We start from the raw sequence: 15,620 nt of genomic DNA, 5'->3' as shown, positions 1-15,620 counted from the left end.
GCTCAGCGGGCTCGGTTGACGGCGCTGGTCACGGCCTTGATGGTGGCGGTGACGATGTTGGCGTCCACGCCGACGCCCCAGACCGTACGCCCGTCGACCTCGCACTCCACGTACGCCGCTGCCTGCGCGTCGCCGCCGGAGGAGAGGGCGTGCTCGTGGTAGTCGAGCACCCGGACGTTCATGCCGAGCGAATGCAGCGCGTTGACGTACGCGTCGACCGGGCCGTTGCCGACCGCGCTGATGGCCTGCCGGGTGCCGCCGTGACCGACGTGGGCCTCGATCTCGACCTTGCCCTGGACGGTGCCGATCGTGTAGTCGACCAGGGCCACGGCGGGGTCGCTCTGGTGGTCGAGCAGGTACTGCCCGGCGAAGATCTCCCACATGGCGCGCGGGTCGACTTCTCCGCCGGCGTTGTCGGTGACCTGCTGGACCACCCCGGAGAACTCGATCTGGAGCCGGCGGGGCAGGTCGAGCTGGTGCTCGGACTTCATGATGTACGCGACGCCGCCCTTGCCGGACTGCGAGTTGACCCGGATGACCGCCTCGTAGGTACGGCCCAGATCCTTCGGGTCGATCGGCAGGTACGGCACCGCCCACGGGTGCTCGTCGACCGGCACGCCGGCCGCCGCGGCGTCCGCCGCCAGGGCGGCGAAGCCCTTGTTGATCGCGTCCTGATGGGAGCCGGAGAAGGCGGTGTAGACGAGGTCGCCGGCGTACGGGTGGCGCTCGTGCACGGGCAGCTGGTTGCAGTACTCGACGGCGCGCTTGATCTCGTCGATGTTCGAGAAGTCGATCATCGGATCGATGCCCTGGGAGAACAGGTTCAGCCCCAGGGTCACCAGGTCCACGTTGCCGGTGCGCTCGCCGTTGCCGAACAGGCAGCCCTCGATCCGGTCCGCGCCGGCCAGCAGGCCCAGCTCGGCGGCGGCCACGCCGGTGCCCCGGTCGTTGTGCGGGTGCAGGCTCAACACCAGGCTGTCCCGGCGGGGCAGGCGTCGGTGCATCCACTCGATCGAGTCGGCGTAGACGTTCGGCATCGCCATCTCGACCGTCGCCGGCAGGTTGACGATCAGCTTGCGGTCGGGCGTCGGGTCGACCACCTCGATCACCGCCGCGCAGACCTCCAGCGCGTAGTCCAGCTCGGTGCCGGTGTACGACTCGGGCGAGTACTCGTAGTGGATGTCCGTGTCCGGGGTGTGGATCTCCGCGTACTTCTGGCAGAGCCGGGCGCCGGTGGTCGCGATGTCGGTGATGCCGTTCCGGTCCAGCCCGAAGACCACCCGGCGCTGCAGGGTCGACGTCGAGTTGTAGAAGTGCACGATCGCCCGCTTGGCGCCGCGCAGCGACTCGAAGGTGCGGTCGATCAGGTGCTCCCGGCACTGCGTCAGCACCTGGATGGTGACGTCGTCCGGGATCAGGTCCTGCTCGATGAGCTGCCGGACGAAGTCGTAGTCGGTCTGGCTCGCCGACGGGAAGCCGACCTCGATCTCCTTGTAGCCCATCTGCACCAGGAGCTGGAACATCCGCCGCTTGCGCTCGGGCGACATCGGGTCGATGAGGGCCTGGTTGCCGTCCCGCAGGTCGACGGCGCACCAGCGGGGCGCGGCCGTGACGTGCCGGGTCGGCCAGGCGCGCTCGGGCAGGTCGATGCGGAACTGCTGCTGGTAGGGCTGGTAGCGGCGGAACGGCATGCGGCTGGGCAGCTGCCGGGCGATCGGATCGGTGTCAGGGTCGGTGGTGCCGGCCGGATTAGCCATGGCGGAGTGCCTCCGTGGTCATGTGACGTCAGCAGTCGGAGTCGGCGACGGTGCCGGAGCTGGCGACGGGGCCAGAGTCGGCGACGGTGCCGAAGAGAAGTCAGAGCGTGCTGCGGGCGGCGCGGTTCGACTCCGCGACGAGGTGCCGGCCTTCAGGCCTCGTCGCGGCGACCAAGGAGGAGGAGCGCCTGCCACATGACCAGGTCACCCTACGTGGTGGGACGGTCCGCGGGAAGGTCGGTCCAACATCTGGGAGCAGAGTCACCCGTGGGTGTGCAGGAGCAGGTCGGCGGGGGGACGGCGGCGGCGGAGGCCGGTCTCCGATTCCAGCAGGTCGGCGGGCAGGCTGAGCGGGTCGCCGAGCCGGCCGACGGCCAGCACCACGGCCGGTCGGACGTCGTCCGGCAGGTCGAGGTCCGCGCTGAGGCCGGCGCGGTCCAGGTCGCGCAACTGGCGTACGTGCAGCCCGAGCGCGGTGGCCTGCACAGTCAGTTGCGCCACGGCGTGCCCGAGGTCGTAGGGCGCGTACCCGGTGGGGTCGGCGTCGGGCGTGAGGTGCCCGGCGAGCAGCAGGGCCGAGGCCCGGCCGGCCCACCGCTGGTCCCGGCCCGGCAGGTTGACCATGATCCGCTTCCACGTCTCGTCGTCCCGGTGGCCGACGGCGAACCGCCACGGCTGCCGGTTCTCGGCCGAGGGCGCCCAGCGGGCCGCCTCCACCAGGACGTCGACCTCGGCCGGGTCGAGGTCCGCGCCCGGGTCGAAGGACCGTGGGCTCCACCGGAAGGCCAGCAACGGGGTGAGGTCGGTCATGGAGCAAGCGTCCCGTATGGGCGATTTGCTGTCTCAGTCAGGGTGCGGCGAATGTGGGCAATCGCACCCGTAACGGATCGCGGCCTAGAGCGTTCCGACGGTCGGCTCCGGGGCTGCGGTGCCCAGCAGCTCGTCGTCCACCACCGGCCCTGGGAGCTCCACGCGGGCCGGGCCGGGCGCGGGCGGGGCGGCGAGCGTCAGCGTCCAGCCGCCGGTCCGGACGGCGGTGGGCGTCCCGTCGGCCTCGAAGCAGTAGATGCCGGCGTCGAGCGGCGCGTTGATGGACGCCGACGTGGTCTCCACCGAGTAGCAGCTGCCGGTCGCGCCGTCCGCCGGCTGGGCGGAGGACACCGACAGCGGTGACCGGCGGTCGGTCAGCACGTCCAGCCAGTCGGTGAAGGGGTGCTGGACCCGCGGGTCCGCGCGGCGGGGCAGCATGTCGTCGGCGTCGCCGACCCGGACACAGCGGGGCGGCTCCGGGTTGCCGGCCGACGGGAGGGAGCACTGGAACAGGCCGTCCGCGGTGGCGGCGACCGACACGTCGACCGTGCCACCCAGCGCCCCACCGGCCACGTCGACCCGCCAGCCGCCGTCGTCGGCGGTGGACACCAGGACCGTCCGGTCCGGGCGGTCCCCCGCCCGCAGGACGTAGCTCGCGACGAGATGACGGTCCTGGGCGGCCGCCGCCAGGGCGGCCAGCTCGTCGCGGGCCGCGTCGGCGTCCGCGGGGGCGGCCGGCGGCGACGTCGGGGGCGCGGTGGTCGGTTGGCCGGCGGTGCAGGCGGCCAGGAGGGCGGGCAGGGTCAGCGCGAGCAGGCGGGTCAGCCGCCGGGTGGGCGGCGCCGCCGGGTGCCGGGTGGGCACGACCGGGCGAAGGTGGGCGGGCACCCGCCCATTCTCGGGTGCGCGGTACGTGTTCCGCCGTCCCGTTGTGCGTGCCGGAGCGGCGTGTCGTACGCCACCGGGCCCGGCGGCGGGGGCCGGATGGTGGGATCACCCGGCCCGGCGGGCGGGACCGCCCGATACGCTGAGGGCGTCTGGACATGCGCCGCCGGCCCACACCCGGCGGCGTCGGCACGCTCAGGGTCGCTGGGAGGGAGTGCACCGTCGTGGCACTCGTAGTGCAGAAGTACGGCGGGTCCTCCGTCGCCACCGCGGAGCGGATCAAGCGGGTGGCCGAGCGGATCGTCGCCGCCCGCAAGGCCGGCGACGACGTCGTGGTGGTCGTCTCCGCGATGGGCGACACCACCGACGAACTGCTCGACCTGGCCAACCAGGTGAGCCCGCTGCCGCCGGGCCGCGAGCTGGACATGCTGCTCACCGCCGGTGAGCGCATCTCCATGGCGCTGCTCGCCATGGCGATACACAACCTGGGGTACGAGGCCCGCTCGTTCACCGGTTCCCAGGCCGGCGTGATCACGACGTCGATGCACGGCCGGGCCCGGATAATCGACGTCACGCCCGGGCGCCTCAAGGGCGCGCTGGACGAGGGCGCGGTGGTCATCGTCGCCGGCTTCCAGGGCGTCTCGCAGGACACCAAGGACGTCACCACGCTGGGCCGGGGCGGCTCGGACACCACCGCCGTCGCCCTCGCCGCGGCGTTGAACGCGGACGTCTGCGAGATCTACACCGACGTCGACGGCGTCTACAGCGCGGATCCCCGCATCGTGTCGAACGCGCGGCACATCAAGCGGATCACGTACGAGGAGATGCTGGAGCTGGCCGCCTGCGGCGCCAAGGTGCTGCACCTGCGCAGCGTGGAGTACGCGCGCCGGGCGGGCTTGCCGATCCATGTCCGTTCGTCATACTCGACCAACACCGGCACGATGGTCACCGGATCGATGGAGGACCTTCCCGTGGAACAGGCGCTGATCACCGGGGTCGCCCACGACCGCAGCGAAGCCAAGATCACGATCGTCGGTGTGCCCGACGAGCCCGGCGCGGCGGCGCGGATCTTCGACACGGTCGCCGGCGCGGAGATCAACATCGACATGATCGTGCAGAACGTGTCGACCGAGGGCACCGGCCGGACGGACATCTCGTTCACGCTGCCCAAGACCGACGGCCCCACCGCGATGGCGGCGCTCAGCAAGATCGAGGACGTGGTCAAGTTCAGGGGCCTGCTCTACGACGACCACGTCGGCAAGGTGTCGCTGATCGGCGCCGGGATGCGCTCGCACCCGGGTGTCGCGGCCGGCTTCTTCGCCGCCCTCGGCCAGGCCGGCGTGAACATCGAGATGATCTCCACGTCGGAGATCCGGGTGTCGGTGGTCTGCCGGGACACCGACCTGGACGCCGCCGTGCGCGCCATCCACGAAGCCTTCGACCTCGGCGGTGAGTCCGAGGCAATCGTGTACGCGGGGACCGGGCGGTAGGCCCATGGCGTCGCTGCCCACCCTGGCCGTGGTCGGGGCGACGGGTGCCGTCGGCACGGTGATGTGCGAGCTGCTCACCGGGCGCCGGAACGTGTGGGGCGAGATCCGGCTCGTCGCCTCCGCCCGCTCGGTCGGGAAGGTGGTGCGGTGCCGGGGGGAGGACCTGACCGTCCAGGCGCTCACCCCGGAGGTGTTCGACGGCGTCGACGTGGCGATGTTCGACGTGCCGGACGAGGTGTCGGCGGAGTGGGCGCCGGTCGCCGTGCGCCGGGGCGCCGTCGCGGTGGACAACTCCGGCGCGTTCCGGATGGACCGGGACGTCCCGCTGGTCGTGCCCGAGATCAACCCGGAGCAGGTACGCGACCGGCCGAAGGGCATCATCGCCAACGCGAACTGCACGACGCTCGCCATGATCGTGGCGGTGGCGCCGCTGCACCGTGAGTACGGCCTCCGTGAGCTGGTCCTGTCGTCGTACCAGGCGGTCTCCGGCGCCGGTCAGGCGGGCGTGGACGCCCTGCACACGCAGCTCACCAAGATCGCCGGCGATCGGGTGCTGGGCTCCCGCCCCGGTGACGTGCGGCAGGCGGTCGGCGACGAGTTGGGCCCCTTCCCGGCACCGCTCGCGCTGAACGTGGTGCCGTGGGCCGGCTCGGTGGCCGAGGGCGGCTGGTCCTCCGAGGAGATGAAGCTGCGCAACGAGTCGCGCAAGATCCTCGGCCTGCCCGACCTCAAGGTCTCCGCCACCTGCGTACGCGTACCCGTGGTCACCGGGCACTCGGTGGCGGTGCACGCGGTGTTCGCCACCGAGGTCGACGCCGAGGGGGCGCGTGAGGTGCTGCGCAACGCCCCCGGGGTGATCCTGGTCGACGACCCGGCGGCGGGCGAGTTCCCGATGCCGATCGACGCGGTCGGCACCGACCCGTCCTGGGTCGGCCGCATCCGCCGCGCCGTCGACGACCCCCGTGCCCTGGATTTCTTCGTCACCGGCGACAACCTCCGCAAGGGCGCCGCCCTGAACACGGCCCAGATCGCCGAACTCCTGGCCCAGGACCTGACCCACCCGTGACCGCACCCACCAACCGGCGGGGTGGCGGGGGGTGGGATTACGCGGCGGCCAGGTGGACGCCGTCGCGGCCTTCCCGCTTGACCCGGTAGAGGGCCTGGTCGGCGCGGCGGAGCGTGCGGTCCGGGGACTCGCCGGGGCGGGGCAGGGCGACGCCGACGCTGATCGTGCGGCCGGTCCGCCGGGCCGCCTCGGCCAGCCGCTCGGCGATCCGGACGGCCTCCTCCGGGCGGTTCACCTCGATCACCGCCACGAACTCGTCGCCGCCGACGCGGTACAGCTCGTCGCCCTGCCGCAGCGCACCCTCCAGCGCACGGGCCAGGCCGACCAGCACCCGGTCGCCGGCCTGGTGGCCGTACGTGTCGTTGACGCTCTTGAAGCCGTCCACGTCGATCGCGAGCAGGGCCGTACGGCCCGGGGTGGCCGCCGCGATGCGTTGGCCGAACGGCCCGGTGTGCCGCAACCCGGTCAACGGGTCGGAGCTGGCCTGCTCGCGGAGCCGGGCCAGGGTGCGCAACCGTTCCAGGGCGTTCCAGGCCTGACCGGCGAGCAGTTCCACCAGGTTGACCGTCGTCGGATCGGGACGGAGCTGCCGCTCGTCGGCGACCAGCAGCAGCCCACCGCCGTCGGTCGGGCCGACCGGCACCGCCACCAGGGTGCGCACCCCGGCGCGGGTCAGCGGGGCGTGGTCGGCGGTCGGTGGGTGCCCGGTCTCGCCGAGGGTGTAGCCGGCGCCGTAGCGGTGGGCGAGGTCGACCATCCGGCTCAGCGCCTCGGTGCCGGTTTCGGTCAGCTCGGCCCGGATGCGGGACTCCAACTCGCCCGGCTCGGCGGTCGGCGCGCCCAGCCGGGGCCCCCGCCGGCCGGCGAGCACGAGAACGGCGGCGGAGAGGGCCGACACGTCCCGGGCGGCCGTGATCGCCGCGTGCATCAGGTCCCACTCGGTGGGGGCGGAGGCCAGCGCGGCCGCGTGCCGGAGCAGTTTCTCGCTGCGGCTCTCCTCCGGCGGGCCGCCGAGCGCGACGATCCGCGCACCGAGCCGGTCCGCGAGGCGTTCGGCGGTGTCCCGCCAGGCCGCCAGGTCCGCCGGTCCGCTCCACTGGAGGTCGAGGACGCCGATCGGCCGGCCGGCCGGGTCCAGGACCGGCACGCACAGCTCGCTCGTGACATCCGGGCGTACCGGGATGTAGTCCGGGTCCGCCGCGACGTCGGGGACGACCGCGCCGCGGCCGACGGCGTAGACCCGCCCGACGATCCCGGTGGCCGGTGGGACGGTCGAGTACACCTGCCAGGAGCCGGTGGCCGCGACGCAGCGCAGCCGGTCGTGGACCTGGAGGAGCACCGAGATGGTGGCCGGCGTGTACCGGGCCAGGGCGGTGACGGCCCACTGGCACGCCTCGACGGCGGTCGACGCCATCGGCAGGCGGACCGTGACGTCCCGGATGACTCGATCGTGATCCACTCGTACGTCGTCCCAGGTAGGCAGCGGTCCGGCGGCTACCGGACCTCCGCGATCAAGCGTAGCCAGCAGGTGACGGCGGCTCGCGAGCTTCGTACACATGTGCTATCCACAGGCTGTGGACGCGGCCTGTGCGTCCCCGCGAGCGGGCCCCCGCGCGCCGCCCGCTGGCGATAGCGTGAGGGCCCCGGCGAGTGGAGGCCGCATGCTTATCGCCCAGCTCAGTGATCCGCACGTGACCACCGGCGTGCTCGCCGCCGAGCCGGCCGCGGGGCTGCACCGGGCCCTCGGCCGGGTGCTCGCGCTCGATCCCCGGCCCGACTGCGTGGTCATCACCGGCGACCTGGTGGACCGCGGGCGGCCCGACGAGTACGCGGCGCTGCGCGAGATCATCGGGCGCTTCCCGCTCCCGGTGCACCTCGTCGCCGGCAACCACGACGACCGGGAGTCGCTGCTCGACGCCTTCGGCGGGACGCCGTGGCTGGGCGGCGGCTTCTCGGCGTACTACCACGTCGACCACCCGGAGTTGACCGTCGTGGTGCTGGACACGCTGGTCCCCGGGTCGGGCGGCGGCCGGGTCGGCCCGGAGCAGCTCGGCTGGCTGGACGGCGTGCTCGCCGGGCGGCCCGACGTCCCCGCCCTGGTCTGCCTGCACCACCCGCCGGTCGCCGTCGGCATCCCGGCCGCCGACGCGGTCGGGCTCGCCGACGCCGACGCGCTGGCCGAGGTGATCGGCCGGCACCCGCACGTGGTCCGGGTCGCCGCCGGGCACCTGCACCGCCCGGTGACGGCCGCCTTCGCCGGCACCGTGCTCACCACCGCGCCGAGCACCTGGAAGCAGAGTTCGCTCACGATGAACCCGGCCGAGCAGATCGGCTGGGTCGCCGAGCCCACCGCACTGCTGCTGCACCGGATCGACGGCACGGCCTGCGTCACGCACCTCGTCCAGGTCAGCCACTCGGCCGGGATCACCTGCACGTTCTGATGTGCTGCCCCGGTCGACTGGGGGCGGTCCTCGATGAGAGGCTGTCACCGACGCCGGCGGCGGTCCCCCATCGCCGCCACCGCGACCGAAACCTGCCGACGGCGTGGCACGGCCCGGCGTGACCCATCGCCCGGACGTCCGCGCCGGCTTCCCACGAGGAGTTCCATGTCCATCCCCGGGATGCGTCGGGCCGCCATCGGTCTGACCGCGCTCGCCGTGACCGCGTTCGGCGCGGTCGCGACCACCCCCGATCAGGCGGACGCCCGGCCGAAGCCGGTCGACGTCACCCTGCTCGCACTGAACGACTTCCATGGCAACCTCGAGCCGCCGAGCGGCTCCAGCGGCACCATCGCCGGCCAGTCCGCCGGTGGCGTGGAGTACCTGGCGACCCACCTGGCCGAGCTGCGCAAGGCCAGCAAGAAGAAGAACACCATCACGGTCGCCGCCGGTGACCTGATCGGTGCCTCCCCGCTGCTTTCCGCCGCGTTCCACGACGAGCCGACGATCGAGGCGCTCTCGATGGCCGGGCTCGACTACGCGAGCGTCGGCAACCACGAGTTCGACGAGGGCTCCGACGAGCTGCTGCGCATCCAGAACGGTGGCTGCCACCCGGTCGACGGCTGCGCCGACGGCACCCCGTACCGGGGCGCCGGCTTCCAGTACCTGTCCGCCAACGCCTTCGTGGACGAGACGGACAAGCCGCTGCTGCCGCCGTACGCCATCCACAAGGTCCAGGGCGTCAAGATCGGCTTCATCGGGATGACGCTGGAGGGCACGCCGGAGATCGTCAGCCCGCAGGGCGTGGCCGGCCTGACCTTCACCGACGAGGCGCAGACCGCCAACCGGTACGCTCGCGAGCTGCGCCGCAAGGGCGTGGAGACGATCGTCGTGCTGCTGCACGAGGGTGGCACCCAGGCCGGCGCCGGCGGCATCAACGACTGCGTCGACTTCACCGGCCCGGTCGTCGACATCGCCGACCGGATGGACCCGTCGATCGACGTCATCGTCAGCGGGCACACCCACCAGGCGTACAACTGCGAGATCAACAACAAGCTGGTCACCAGCGCCAGCTCGTTCGGCCGCCTGGTCACCGACATCGACCTGAAGATCGACCGGCGTACCGGTGACGTGCTCAGCGCGACCGCCGAGAACATCGTGGTCACCCGGGACGTGGCCAAGGACCCGAAGCAGACCGCGCTGATCGACCGCTACAAGGCCGTCCTCGGCCCGGTCGCCGGCCGGCAGGTCGGGGAGAGCACCGAGGCGCTCACCCGCAACCAGGAGACCCTCTTCGACGCCGTCCGGGGCGAGTCCGCGCTCGGCAACCTGATCGCGGACGCCCAGCTCTGGGCCACCGACGACGAGCAGGGCGCCGTCGCCGCCTTCATGAACCCCGGCGGTGTCCGGGCCGACATCGACGCCGGCCCGATCACCTACGAGGAGGCGTTCACGGTGCAGCCGTTCGCCAACAACCTGGCGACCCTGGACCTCACCGGCGAGCAGCTCTACTGCATGCTGGAGCAGCAGTTCGTCACCGGGCGGGTGCTCTACCCGTCGTCGACGGTCAACTACGTGGTCGACCCGGCCGGTAGCACCGCGCCGGCCGACGACCCGTGCGCCGGCACCCGCGTGGTGCGCGGCAGCCTCACCTTCGGGGGCGTGGCGGTCGAGACCGGTGACACCTACCGGGTCACGGTGAACAACTTCCTCGCCGGCGGCGGTGACGGCTTCACCGTCCTCACCGGCGGGACCAACCTGGTGACCGGCCAGATCGACCTGGACGCGTTCGTGGCGTACCTGACGGCGAACTCGCCGGTGTCCGCCCCGGCGCTGGACCGGATCCGCACCACCGCGGAGGTCGCGGGGGCGTAACCCCGAGGCGGTAGCCCGACCGGGAAAGAGTGGCTGTTCGGCATCGAACAGCCACTCTTTCCGCATTTCGTGCCGGTCGGATCAGGGTACCGGCCACGGCTCCTGGGTGGTGCCCGCCCGGCGATCGGCTGGGTGAATCGCCCGGACCGCGGGAACAGGTCGGCGAGGGCTCCGGACACCGTGCCAGCGGCCGAGGCGGCGACCGCGGGCGAAGGCCTGCTCCGGTGACTTGAGTCGTTCACCGAGCACGACCGACGCGGCGGTCATCGTGACGACGATCCCGGCGACGGCCGCCACGAGGATGCCGGTGCGAGGTGAGCGCCGGGGCTGCGCGCCTCTGCTGTCAGCCGTCCGCCGCCCTCACCGTGGTGCGCGGGACCGACAAGAGGTCCCGCAGGTAGTCGTCCTCGCGCCGCAGGATCGCGACGTGGATGCGGTCCAGTTGCAAGCCCGGGTCGACGCCGAGGTCGCGGGCGAAGATGGTGCGGAGTTTCTGATAAGTGCGCAGGGCATCACTGACGTGACCGGAGAAGTACTGCGAGAGCATGAGGAGCTGCCAGGGCCGCTCCCGCAGTGGATTGCGGGCTACGTGGTCCTCCATCTGCTCGGCGACCGCCCAGGCCTCGCCCCGGACGAGCAGCAGTCGGGCTCGTTCCTCGATCGCCGACTCCCGTTCGGCGTTGAGCGCCGAGATGGCCACGGACAATGCGAAGCCCACCGGGGGCAGATCCTCCCCCGCGTCGCCCCGCCACATGCCCAGGGCGGTGTCGAAGGCGGTGACGGCTTCATCGATCGAGCCGGCCCGCACGCAGCTCCGGGCCTGCTGGACGGCGTTGCGGAAACGGAACACGTCGCACCGGTCGCGCCGGATGGCCAACGAGTATCCGCCCGTCCCGTCTCCGCACTGCGACCGACGCGTCCGCAGGGTGTCCCGCAGGCAGTGGCAGGATCGGTCGAGGGTGCGCCGGAGAACCGTCGCGTAGGTGCGGAGATTGCGGTCGGCGGACGCGGGCGGATCCGCCCAGAGTTGCTCGACCAACTGGCGTACTCGAGTCGTGGACCCAGCCTGCAGGCAGAGCGCGACCAACATGGCGCGTACGCCGCGCAGCCGAATATTCTCAACATATCGGTCGTGGACGATCTCCACTGGTCCAAGTAGGCGCAGATGCGCCACGTCACAGTCCACGCTTCCCCCGTTCAGCCTGTGGCGGATGGAGCATACGGAGCTGCCTCCCCCCGTGACAAGAATTAGATTGCGGTAAATGTCCACCCAGTGGGCTTTCGGCAGGTTTGGGTTGCGGCGCGGCGTGGCCGGCCCCTGCGGCCGCGGTGGTGACAACCCGGGTAGAAACTTATATCCATCGATGTGCGAGCCCTATGCGAACGATTGCAACTATGAACATCGAGTCGCGCCACGGGGGTGACGACCCGCTCCGAAGGGGCTGTAGGTGAAGACACGGTTCAAGCTGGTCGTCGCGCCGAGAAGTCGTTCCTGGAGCTCAACCCGCAGCTTGCGGAGCTGGCTCGTGCCGCCGCCGAATTCAGCTGACCGTGTCCGGCGGTTGGGTACGCAGCCGTCAGGTTGAGATATTTGCGGCTGGGACATTTTATTAACATCGATGCCGGCGGAGTTTGCGGCGGGACAACCGCCGGCCTTCTTTTATGCTGCAGTCCCCGCAAGACAAGGGACCTGGAAGATTTGCAATCGTCCGTAGCTGGGCTCGAGAAAGGGAAGCACATTGTCGCAAAGCAGAGGTCCGCTCGAAAAACTGTCGAACGCGTTGTTGGTTGCCGTTGTGGCCGTCGCGACGTTTCTCACGACGGGAGGTACGCCGGCCAGCGCCTACACCGATGTGCTGCAGGCGGACTGCCAGGCGGCCAAGGCCAACCCGACCATGACGTTCGACAAGGGCGCCGCTCCGTACGGCACCCTCTACACCTACTACTCGGGAGCGGCCTACTGCGGGTCGATGCTCTTGGCGACCCGGCGGAAGGTGACGATGAAGGCCGGCTCCGGCGACGGGACCAGCGATGACTGCGTGAGCAACAAGGGATGGCTGCCCAACGGCTCCTACACCCCGCGGTACGAGGTGAATCACCAGACGAGCAGCACCGTGGTCAAGGGCTCCGTCTGGAACCTGGGCAACAAGCTGTGCTCGAAAGGCACCGTTACCCGTACCGAGTTGTTCATTCACTCGCAGGGAGGCAACGGCGGCAGCTGGACGGAAGCGAACTACAAGTCCGCCGGCTGCATCAAGATCAACCAGACGGACCGCACCTACCTGAAGAGCCTCTACGACCAGCCGATCTACGGGGCGTCGAGCACCAAGATGACGGTCCAGAGCTAACCGGGACCAGGTCAGCATCCCAATTCTGTGTCGTACCTGAATCTGGAGTGGTAAATGACAATTCGTAACGTGCTGGCTCTTTCCGGAATTGCTGCGGCCGTCGGTCTGATGGCATTTGCGGGAATTGCTACCGCGGACCCGGCGCCAGGCCCGACCGCACAGGCCGAGAAGCTGCTCGACTCCTACGGACAGACCAACCAGAAGCTCGCCTCCTGCATGAAGGAGAAGGGCCTGCCCTTCAACGGCGGTCTCGCGAAGTCGGACATCATCGACGCGTTCAGCGTCGTCGACAAGGGCGAGCTCACCGACAAGATCCGCAACGACATCGCCGCGCGCACCGCGGCGACCCCCGACGACCCCAACGCCGCCGTGGTCGCGAAGATGTCCGTCGCGGAGCAGGGTGCATGGGGTGACGCCGTGAACGACTGCAGCGCGAAGATCGACTTCGAGGCGTCGGGCGGGGCCGCCGGGCAGGCCAAGATCGCCGAGCTGCAGCGCGCCGCCGCGAACAGCCCCGAGGTCAAGGCCGCGGCGAAGGACTATGTGACCTGCATGCAGCGTGCGGGCTTCGCGGTCGACACCAACCCGTTCGTGGTTCCGCAGGACATCGCCGAAGCCGAGCACGGTGCCACCGCCACCGCCATCGCGGCCGTAGCGAGGTACGACACCGCCTGGCGCGGATGCGTGCAGCCGTGGCAGGAAGCCTTCGACCAGAAGCTGTTCGGCTGAACCCAGCCCCCTGAACCACTCACCATGGACGGCGAGTGTCGAGTCCCTTGGCTACCGTTCGCGTCATCGCGGACAGCAGCCGGGGGACGCGGCCGTTTCACCAACCGGACCGGTGCCCACCCGGCGGGTCACCCGGGCCGGCGTCGGCTTCGCTTACACGATGCGCCCGTACCACCCGGCACGGCACGTCCGCGGTGCACTGACCGCGACAATCGGGCCGCGCCGGCCGCGACGCACCGCCAGGGCCGCCAACCGGCCGCTGCCGCGCCCAACGCCCCGGCGGCCTTCCCCAGAAACAAATCGAAAATTCTCCGAACCGGCGACAACTCGAACTCCCGCTCGGGCGTAACGGTTACATGAGGTCGAAGAGGCAGGGTGGTTGAGGATGGCAGGTGACATCTCCGTGGAGGAGCGCGTCACGTTTACCCGCTTCTTCCAGCACAACGGCAAACACTTGGTACGTCTGGCCTACCTGCTCATCGGCAACCTCTCGGACGCCGAAGACATCGCCCAGGAAACGCTGATCGAGATCTACCGCAAGTGGGTCGATGTCCGCGAAGACACCGCCGTGGCGTACGCCAGGACCGCGGTGGTGAACCGGTCTCGCAGCCTGCAACGCCGCCGCGCCGTAGCCCGACGTTTCGCTCCGCGTCTGGCGCAGCGCGACGACACCGGACCCGCCGCCGACCTGCCAGACCGGTGGCTCTGGGATCTGGTCCAGACCCTGCCACGACGGCAGCGCGAAGTGGTGGTGCTCCGGTACTGGTGCGACCTCGGAGAAGCCGACATCGCCCGCGTCCTCGGCATCAGCGCGGGCACCGTCAAATCCAGCGGGCACCGCGCGCACACCCGACTCGCGGCAGCGCTGGCCGGACACGACATGGTCCGGGCACGAGAGGGAGCAAAGTGATGGACGAACTTGAGAGGCGACTGCGGACCATGCTGACCAGGGCAACCGAGCACGTCGAGCCCGAAGCCTCGCGGCTGCGGAACCCCGCCGAGACCGCGCGACGCAAGACCGCCGGGTTCGGTCTCGGTCGCCTGCACCCCGCCGTGCTCGTCGCGGCGTCGAGCCTGGCCGTAACCGGCGTCGTGGTCGGCATCACCGTGGGCGTTCCGCACCTGAGCCAGCAGACACGGACTGCCGGACCGCCCTCGCCCACCGGCTCGACCCGGGCGGCAACCGACGGCACGCACCCCCTGTGGGCCCTGAACGTCACCGACCCCAAGCCGGCCAGCTTCAGCCAGCTCAGCGCCGGCAAGCCCGCCGACCCGCCCGTCCCCCATACCCTGGACCCAGGCCTCGGCCCGGACGTCGCCACCGACCCGACCCTCGTCACGGCAACCGGACCCATCCGCTTCAGCAACAAGACCACCAAGGCCGTGCACCTGCTCGCCCAGCGCAGCCAGGGAACATTCGTCGCCCTGACCGGCCCCGGAACTGACGGCGCAGACGGCCTGCACGACGTGCACATCGTGCTCGTAGCGCCCGACAACACCCGCCGCGACGTTCACCACGCCACGCAGGCCAGCAGCGTCACCGTCTCCCCGGACGGCGCCCTGATCGCCGTCAGCACCTGGGTCGGGAAGGGCACACCGGGCATCGAACCGGCCGTTGAACTGGTCGACGTCACCACCGGCAAGGTCAGGCAACGGCTCCCCGGCCGTTTCACCCAGGCCGCCTGGGCGTCCAACCACGCCATCCTGCTCACCGGCGCCCCCCAAGACCCGGCCAGCCTCGCCTGGCGTGCCCCGTGGACCGGCAGGGGCGAGCCCATCAACGTGCACGGGGGAGCGATCGCCGTCAACGGCGGCCTGGTCGCCATCGACGAAACCAAAGGCTGCCTCCAGAAGCTCGACACCGACGCGAAACTGACCGCCGCACACTGCGACAGTTGGCGTTCCATCAGCAACGTCTCGCCCGATGGCCGGTTCGTGGCAGTCGAATGGGGCAGCGGCGACAACCCGCAGCACTACGGTGTCCTCGACGTCACGCAGAACCAGGTCCGGACCTGGCCCGCGGACGGGAAGAACCCTTCCTGGCTCACCGGATCCGAGGTCCTGCTCACCGACAACGCCGAAGGCAGCAGCGCCACCGCACGCTGCGACCTGACGGCCGGCACCTGCACGACGTTGCCGGACAACGCGCAAGAAGGAAAGTGGCGCGCGGCAACCTGGATCGGTCGTTACTGACGGTGCGGGCCCCGGAGCGTCGCTCCGGG

13 protein-coding genes are annotated in these 15,620 nt (G+C 70.9%); 8 read left to right on the top strand and 5 right to left on the bottom strand.

The genetic code is table 11. The features are described from left to right. Positions 1-2: 2 nt before the first annotated feature. From leuA to EV376_RS04090, 3 genes are all read right to left on the bottom strand, one after another. Entirely contained in the window at positions 3-1,757 is a 1,755-nt protein-coding gene (gene leuA / locus EV376_RS04100; RefSeq protein WP_130320822.1) for a 2-isopropylmalate synthase, read from the bottom strand. A 261-nt stretch (positions 1,758-2,018) separates the two neighbouring features. Next, positions 2,019-2,567, bottom strand: coding sequence for a nitroreductase family protein (locus tag EV376_RS04095; protein WP_130320821.1), 549 nt, complete (start codon positions 2,565-2,567; stop codon positions 2,019-2,021). Positions 2,568-2,651: 84 nt separating this feature from the next. Continuing rightward, positions 2,652-3,455: a hypothetical protein gene (locus EV376_RS04090; RefSeq protein ID WP_486482511.1), complete on the bottom strand. Its 804-nt coding sequence runs from the start codon at positions 3,453-3,455 to the stop codon at positions 2,652-2,654. 221 nt (positions 3,456-3,676) lie between these two features. On the opposite strand from EV376_RS04090, the gene EV376_RS04085 reads away from it, so the two are divergent. Then, a complete protein-coding gene (locus EV376_RS04085) occupies positions 3,677-4,942 on the top strand; it encodes an aspartate kinase (RefSeq protein WP_130320820.1) in 1,266 nt (421 codons plus the stop codon). A 4-nt stretch (positions 4,943-4,946) separates the two neighbouring features. Beyond that, the gene (locus tag EV376_RS04080; RefSeq protein WP_130320819.1) at positions 4,947-6,008 is read left to right on the top strand and encodes an aspartate-semialdehyde dehydrogenase; all 1,062 of its coding nucleotides are present in this window, start codon (positions 4,947-4,949) and stop codon (positions 6,006-6,008) included. A 37-nt stretch (positions 6,009-6,045) separates the two neighbouring features. Here EV376_RS04080 and EV376_RS04075 read toward each other — a convergent pair whose 3' ends face one another. Then, positions 6,046-7,467, bottom strand: a complete 1,422-nt coding sequence (locus EV376_RS04075) for a diguanylate cyclase (protein ID WP_130320818.1) — start codon at positions 7,465-7,467, stop codon at positions 6,046-6,048. Between the two features lie 202 nt (positions 7,468-7,669). On the opposite strand from EV376_RS04075, the gene EV376_RS04070 reads away from it, so the two are divergent. Both EV376_RS04070 and EV376_RS04065 read left to right on the top strand, forming a co-directional pair. Continuing rightward, positions 7,670-8,449 (top strand): phosphodiesterase, encoded by a 780-nt coding sequence (locus EV376_RS04070; RefSeq protein WP_130320817.1) that lies wholly within the window; start codon positions 7,670-7,672, stop codon positions 8,447-8,449. 165 nt (positions 8,450-8,614) lie between these two features. Next, the gene (locus tag EV376_RS04065) at positions 8,615-10,321 is read left to right on the top strand and encodes a bifunctional metallophosphatase/5'-nucleotidase (protein ID WP_130320816.1); all 1,707 of its coding nucleotides are present in this window, start codon (positions 8,615-8,617) and stop codon (positions 10,319-10,321) included. A gap of 343 nt (positions 10,322-10,664) precedes the next feature. On the opposite strand, the gene EV376_RS04060 is transcribed toward EV376_RS04065, so the two are convergent. Continuing rightward, the gene (locus EV376_RS04060) at positions 10,665-11,468 is read right to left on the bottom strand and encodes an AfsR/SARP family transcriptional regulator (RefSeq protein WP_130320815.1); all 804 of its coding nucleotides are present in this window, start codon (positions 11,466-11,468) and stop codon (positions 10,665-10,667) included. A 592-nt stretch (positions 11,469-12,060) separates the two neighbouring features. Between EV376_RS04060 and EV376_RS04055 the strand changes: the two genes are divergently transcribed. The 4 genes from EV376_RS04055 to EV376_RS04040 all read left to right on the top strand — a co-directional run bounded on the left by EV376_RS04055 (position 12,061) and on the right by EV376_RS04040 (position 15,591). Further along, positions 12,061-12,669: a hypothetical protein gene (locus EV376_RS04055; RefSeq protein WP_130320814.1), complete on the top strand. Its 609-nt coding sequence runs from the start codon at positions 12,061-12,063 to the stop codon at positions 12,667-12,669. A gap of 54 nt (positions 12,670-12,723) precedes the next feature. Further along, on the top strand, positions 12,724-13,398 hold the full coding sequence (locus tag EV376_RS04050; RefSeq protein ID WP_130320813.1) for a hypothetical protein: 675 nt from the start codon (positions 12,724-12,726) through the stop codon (positions 13,396-13,398). 385 nt (positions 13,399-13,783) lie between these two features. Continuing rightward, positions 13,784-14,308: a SigE family RNA polymerase sigma factor gene (locus EV376_RS04045; RefSeq protein WP_130320812.1), complete on the top strand. Its 525-nt coding sequence runs from the start codon at positions 13,784-13,786 to the stop codon at positions 14,306-14,308. 143 nt (positions 14,309-14,451) lie between these two features. After that, a complete protein-coding gene (locus EV376_RS04040; RefSeq protein ID WP_130320811.1) occupies positions 14,452-15,591 on the top strand; it encodes a hypothetical protein in 1,140 nt (379 codons plus the stop codon). The last annotated feature ends 29 nt before the right edge of the window (positions 15,592-15,620 follow it).

Source organism: Micromonospora sp. CNZ295, from assembly GCF_004217535.1.
The sequence above is the reverse complement of the archived record's forward strand: the minus strand, read 5'-3'. Positions and strand labels throughout refer to the sequence as shown.

What these genes read in the sequence shown, in the direction of transcription:
- EV376_RS04070 (WP_130320817.1), top strand. Translation starts at nt 7,670, where the DNA reads ATGCTTATCGCCCAGCTCAGTGATCCGCACGTGACCACCGGCGTGCTC.
- EV376_RS04050 (WP_130320813.1), top strand. Translation starts at nt 12,724, where the DNA reads ATGACAATTCGTAACGTGCTGGCTCTTTCCGGAATTGCTGCGGCCGTC.
- EV376_RS04065 (WP_130320816.1), top strand. Translation starts at nt 8,615, where the DNA reads ATGTCCATCCCCGGGATGCGTCGGGCCGCCATCGGTCTGACCGCGCTC.
- EV376_RS04045 (WP_130320812.1), top strand. Translation starts at nt 13,784, where the DNA reads ATGGCAGGTGACATCTCCGTGGAGGAGCGCGTCACGTTTACCCGCTTC.
- leuA (WP_130320822.1), bottom strand. Translation starts at nt 1,757, where the DNA reads ATGGCTAATCCGGCCGGCACCACCGACCCTGACACCGATCCGATCGCC.
- EV376_RS04095 (WP_130320821.1), bottom strand. Translation starts at nt 2,567, where the DNA reads ATGACCGACCTCACCCCGTTGCTGGCCTTCCGGTGGAGCCCACGGTCC.
- EV376_RS04080 (WP_130320819.1), top strand. Translation starts at nt 4,947, where the DNA reads ATGGCGTCGCTGCCCACCCTGGCCGTGGTCGGGGCGACGGGTGCCGTC.